Genomic DNA, 1781 nt, shown 5'->3' with positions numbered 1-1781 from the left:
CTCAGGCCTTGCCCGGGCCTCTTGGGGCCCCGGCGGGCTTCAGGCCGAGGCGGTGGAGGGCGGCCTGGCAGAGCTCGAGATCGACCTGGGTCCAGGCTAGGAAGGCGACGCGCTCGATGCGGGTATCGGCCGAATGGAGCAGGTACTGGTGGGCGGCATGGATCAGGCCCTGCACGCGTTCATGGGGCGATTCGCCAGGCGAGCGCGCTCCGAAGAGCGGGAGGAGGACCGAGCGCAGAGCGGACCTTGCGTTCAGCCTGGCGCCGAGGCCGGCATTGTGCTGGTCGGCCGCCGCGAGCGCGTTGGTGACGCATTTGCGGTAGGCGCCGATCAGCTGGTAGCCGCGCCCCGGCTCGCCCTGATGGGCGGCGACGTGGACGAGGAGCTTCACCTTGTTGGTGCGCGCCAGCGCGCCGGCGCTGGTGAGCATGGTGGTGGCTGGCTCGATGCCGGTGCGGTGGCTGGCGCCGACCTTGTTGCGCAGGAGGCGCGTGATCGCGTCGTCGCGCACGAAGCCGTGCCGGTCGCGGCGTGAGCCGAGATAGCGGATGGTGGCCGAGACGGAGCTGTCGTGCAGGCGCGCGAGTTCCATGCGGGTGTTCTCGGGGTTCACCCAGACGTCGATATCGTCAACATCGGCGATGTCGCCGGTGACAATCTCGATCTGGCGAGCTGCCTTCGGTCCAGTCATGCCGGCAAGGCCGAGTTTATAGACGTGGTAGCGGCGCTCCGGGAGCGGACGGTCCGGCAGGCGGATCGAGATGCCGGGGATCAGTGAGTGGACGATGGAATCCGTCGCGCGGTTGTCGAGGCTGTTCTTGATATGCGTGCGCAGGAGGGCGCGGCAATCGGCCAGGATCTGCGCGCGGGCGGGGGCGCCTTCGGGGGGGAGTTCATAATCCAGCGCGCGTACGCCGGTGATGTTGAAATCCTCGTTGCTGCCGGAATGGCACATGACCACCGTGCCGGCGCGGCGGGCGGCCTGGCGGATGCCGAGTTCGAAGAAAATGTCCGGCGAGCCGAGCGTGATGTCTGCGATGACGACGTCCGCGTCGATTATGTTTTCCACCATCTCGCGGTGGATGAGGCCGGAGCGGCTGACCCGGTCGGAGCGGATACAGTCAAGGTCGAGGTCCTCGGCGACCGGCTGGATGATTTCATGGAAGACGGCGTCGAAATCGATATCCGGGCCGTCACCGGTGACCGGCGCGGCATAGGGGAGGATGACGAAACAGCGCCGCCCGGTCTGGCGCGCCTCGAACTCTGCGGGCTTCTCCGCAACCTGTGCCTTGCCTTCGAACGCCATTGTCACTTGCCCCGCCGCCTTCCGTTCGGACCTGCCACCCTCTGGTCCTTCCCGTGCCACGCGTCAGGGCGCCCATGCCTCACGCTGCTTGGGCTGACGAAACATCGGCGGTTTGAAACTGGCAAGGCGGGGCAAGGCGGGTTTCGGGGAAGACGCGCGGCCGGGAGGCTTAGTGCCCTGAATCCTGTAGGGAATGGGGCAGATTATAAATGCGTAAGGTTGGGGAGGGAGCTGCGGCATGAACAAAATCCGCTCATCCCCCGCGAAGGCGGGGGTCCCGGGAGGCCATCAGCCTTTTCCGATCCCCGCCTTCGCGGGGGATGAGCGGATTGAGTTGGGCTAGTCGCCCACTTTTCTTGCCGGCACTGGCAGTGAGCAGATGTCGAGCTTGTTGACCGGTGGTGCGATGAAGGCGGGGATTTTGGAATAGTCGCGCTTGGACTCTTTCAGCGCGGCCCAGTCGGCGGAGGCGGTG

General features: G+C 66.4%; 1 protein-coding gene. It reads right to left on the bottom strand.

Annotation, left to right across the window (positions count from 1 at the left end; translation table 11 throughout):
* Position 1 precedes the first annotated feature (1 nt).
* A complete protein-coding gene (locus WEA77_RS14940; protein WP_368068664.1) occupies positions 2-1312 on the bottom strand; it encodes a hypothetical protein in 1311 nt (436 codons plus the stop codon).
* Positions 1313-1781 lie beyond the last annotated feature (469 nt).

This window comes from Hyphomonas sp., from assembly GCF_040882205.1.
Lineage (GTDB): Bacteria > Pseudomonadota > Alphaproteobacteria > Caulobacterales > Hyphomonadaceae > Hyphomonas.
The sequence above is the reverse complement of the archived record's forward strand: the minus strand, read 5'-3'. Positions and strand labels throughout refer to the sequence as shown.